Raw genomic sequence first — 3626 nt, 5'->3', positions numbered from 1 at the left:
GCGCGCACCAGCTTGCGCCGGGCCTCGTCGCGGGTGGCGCCGTAGGCGATGACCTTGGCCAGCATCGGGTCGTAGAACGGCGTCACCGGCTGGCCTTCGCGCAGGCCGTGGTCGATGCGGATGCCGTCCAGTTGCGGCGGCGTCCAGCGCAGTACCTGGCCGGTCTGCGGGAGGAAACCGTTACCTGTGTCCTCGGCGTAGAGGCGCACTTCGATGGCGTGGCCCCTGAGCTGGATCTGCGCCTGGGTCAGCGGCAGCGGATGACCCTCGGCGACGCGGATCTGCCAGGCCACCAGGTCCTGGCCGGTGACCAGCTCGGTGACCGGATGTTCCACCTGCAGGCGGGTGTTCATTTCCAGGAAGTAGAAGGCGCCGCTGGCATCCAGCAGGAACTCCACCGTGCCGGCGCCCAGGTAGTTCACCGAGGCAGCGGCCTTCACCGCGGCCTCGCCCATGGCGGCGCGCAGTTCCTCGGTCAGCACCGGGCAGGGCGCTTCCTCGATGACCTTCTGGTGGCGGCGCTGCACCGAGCAATCGCGCTCGCCGAGGTAGACGATGTGGCCGTGGCTGTCGCCGAACACCTGGATCTCCACGTGGCGTGGCTGCACCACGGCTTTCTCCAGGATCAGCTCGCCGCTGCCGAAGGCGTTCTGCGCTTCCGAACGCGCGGTGCGCAGCTGTTCGGCGAGGTCTTCGCTGCGGGTCACCAGGCGCATGCCGCGCCCGCCACCGCCGGCGCTGGCCTTGATCATCAGCGGGTAGCCGATGCGCTGCGCTTCGCGGGCGAGCGTGGCTTCGTCCTGATCCACCCCTTCGTAGCCGGGGATGCAGGGTACGCCGGCTTCAAGCATGGCGATCTTCGACAGGCGCTTGCTGCCCATCAGGTGGATGGCTTCCACGCCGGGGCCGATGAAGACGATCCCGGCGGCCTCGCAGGCGCGGGCGAAGTCGGCGTTCTCCGAGAGGAAGCCGTAGCCGGGGTGGACGGCGCCGGCGCCAGTGCGCTTCGCCGCGTCGAGAATCGCTTCCGGCTTCAGGTAGGACTGGCCCACCGGTGCCGGGCCGATGCACACGGCTTCGTCGGCGAGTTGCACATGGCGGGCGTTGGCATCGGCCTCGCTGTACACAGCCACGGTGCGGTAGCCCAGGTCGTGGGCGGTGCGGATCACCCGGCAGGCGATCTCGCCACGGTTGGCGATGAGGATCTTGTCGAAGCTGGGCATGTTGGCTATTTCCCTCTCCCAGCCCTCTCCCTGCGGGGGAGAGGGGGTTGTTCGGTGCGCGCGTCGGGTCACTGCGCCCAGTTCGGTTTGCGTTTCTGCACGAAGGCCAGGGTGCCTTCGGCACCTTCCGCGCCGGTCACCGCAGCGGCGAACTGGCGAGCGGCGTCGTCCAGCAGCGGACCGAGGGCTTCGGTCTCGGTGGCCAGCAGCAGCGCCTTGGTGGCGGCGTTGGCGCCAGGGGCGCAGCGGCGCACCTGGTCGATCATCTGAGCAAGCTGTTCACCGAGGCTTTCGGCGCTGTCCGCGCAGGCGTGTACCAGGCCCAGGCGCAGTGCCTCGCGGCCGTCGAAGCGGGCAGCGGTGAGGGCCAGCCGGCGGGCCTGGGTCAGGCCGATACGCTTGACCACGAAAGGCGCGATCTGCGCCGGCAGGATGCCGAGGCTGGTTTCCGGCAGGCCGAATTGCGCATCACCTGCCGCCAGGGCGATGTCCGAGACGCAGGCGAGGCCGAAGCCGCCGCCGAGCACCGCGCCCTCCAGCACGGCGACCAGCACCTGGGGTTGCGCCTGGGCTTCCTCCAGCAGGCCGCCAAAGGCGCGGTTCAGCGCGGCATAGGCGTCCGGGCCGGCGGCGCGGGCGCCGGCCATGTCCTTGATGTCGCCGCCGGCACAGAAGTGCCCGCCGGCGCCGCGCAGGACAATGGTGCGCACGCCACGGTCGGCGCGCACGGCGGCAAGTACCGCGCGCAGTTCCGCGACCATCGTCAGGCTCATGGCGTTGCGGCTGTCCGGGCGGTTCAGGGTGACGTGCAGCACGCCGCCGTCACGCTCCAGCAGCAGGGTTTCGCAGTTCGGCAATTGGTTCATGCCGCAATTCCTCGTCGATTCGGAATGTCTCTGTAGGAGCGAGCTTGCTCGCGAACAGCCCCGCTGCGGAGTTTGTTTGCGAGCAAGGACTAGGCGTCCCCCTCGATCCTACGAAGAGCCCAAGGCGTCAGCCCTTCTTCTTGCCCGGCAGGGTGCCCATCAGTTTGCAGATGATGCCCAGCATGATTTCGTCCGCGCCGCCGCCGATGGAGACCAGGCGGGTGTCGCGGTAGGCGCGGGCGATCGGGTTTTCCCACATGAAGCCCTGGCCGCCCCAGTACTGCAGGCAGGCGTCGGTGACTTCGCGGGCCAGGCGGCCGACCTTGAGCTTGGCCATGGAGGCCAGGCGGGTCACGTCCTTGCCGCGGATGTACTGCTCGGTGGCTTGGTAGGTGAGGGCGCGCAGGCACTCGATCTCGGTCATCAGCTCGGCCATGCGGAAGTGGATGACCTGGTTGTCGATCAGCGCCTGGCCGAAGGTCCTGCGCTCCTTGCAGTAGTCGATGGTGGCGTTGACGCAGTACTCCAGGCCCTTGATCCCGCTGGCGGCGCCGAACAGGCGCTCTTCCTGGAACTGCAGCATCTGCATCATGAAGCCCGCGCCCTCGGCGCCGATACGGTTGCGCTGCGGCACGCGCACGTCGTCGAAGAACACCTGGGCGGTCTCCGAGCTGCGCATGCCGAGCTTGTCCAGGTGTGGGCTGACGCTGATGCCCTTGGACTTCATCGGCACCATGATCAGCGACTTGTTGACGTGGGGCTTGTCGTCGGAGGTATTGGCCAGCAGGCAGATGAAGTCCGCGGACGGCGAGTTGGTGATCCACATCTTGCTGCCGTTGATGATGTAGTCATCGCCATCCTTGCGCGCGGTGGTCTTCAGACCGGCGACGTCGGAGCCGGCGCCGACTTCCGAGACACCGATGCAGCCGACCATCTCGCCGGCGATCGCCGGGCGGAGGAACTCCTCGCGCAGCTCGTCGGAGCCGAAGCGCGCCAGCGCCGGGGTGCACATGTCGGTCTGCACGCCCAGGGCCATCGGCACGCCGCCGCAATGGATGGTGCCGAACTCTTCGGCGGCGACCACCGAGTAGCTGTAGTCCAGGCCCATGCCGCCGAATTTCTCCGGCTTGGAAATGCCCAGCAGGCCCAGGTCGCCGGCCTTCTTGAAGACCTCATGGATCGGGAAGCGGCCGGCCTTTTCCCACTCGTCGACGTAGGGGTTGATCTCGCGCTCGACAAAGTTGCGGACGGTGCGGCGGAGTTCTTCGTGTTCCTGGGTGAAGATCATTGTTGTTGTTCTCCTTGAGCCTTGCCTGTGTTCTCGCCTCTGGCCCTCTCCCCAACCCTCTCCCTGAAGGGAGAGGGGGCTGTCCGGAGTGGCTGGACGGTTCGCATTACGCCGGGTCGCTTTGGCGGCCCCCACCCCCGGGGGGGGGGGGGGGGGGGGGGGGGGGGGGGGGGGGGGGCAGCCCCACAACGGGCAGGAACAGAGGCGCCCCCACACACAAAACAAAGAGACCCCCCCCCCCCCCCCCGC

Annotated in this window: 2 protein-coding genes and 1 pseudogene; all 3 read right to left on the bottom strand. The window is 68.3% G+C overall.

Annotation, left to right across the window (positions count from 1 at the left end):
• Nucleotides 1-1223: pseudogene (gene atuF, locus ACCC94_RS28665) on the bottom strand (geranyl-CoA carboxylase subunit apha); the annotation flags it as partial.
• A 68-nt stretch (nt 1224-1291) separates the two neighbouring features.
• Nucleotides 1292-2089: an isohexenylglutaconyl-CoA hydratase gene (gene atuE, locus ACCC94_RS28660; protein WP_413352975.1), complete on the bottom strand. Its 798-nt coding sequence runs from the start codon at nt 2087-2089 to the stop codon at nt 1292-1294.
• A gap of 127 nt (nt 2090-2216) precedes the next feature.
• Nucleotides 2217-3377 (bottom strand): citronellyl-CoA dehydrogenase, encoded by a 1161-nt coding sequence (gene atuD, locus ACCC94_RS28655; RefSeq protein ID WP_413352974.1) that lies wholly within the window; start codon nt 3375-3377, stop codon nt 2217-2219.
• Nucleotides 3378-3626 lie beyond the last annotated feature (249 nt).

Origin of the sequence: Pseudomonas sp. Pseusp97, from assembly GCF_047304025.1 — a bacterium.
Classification (GTDB): Bacteria; Pseudomonadota; Gammaproteobacteria; order Pseudomonadales; family Pseudomonadaceae; genus Pseudomonas.
This window is presented reverse-complemented; position numbering and strand designations above follow the sequence as displayed.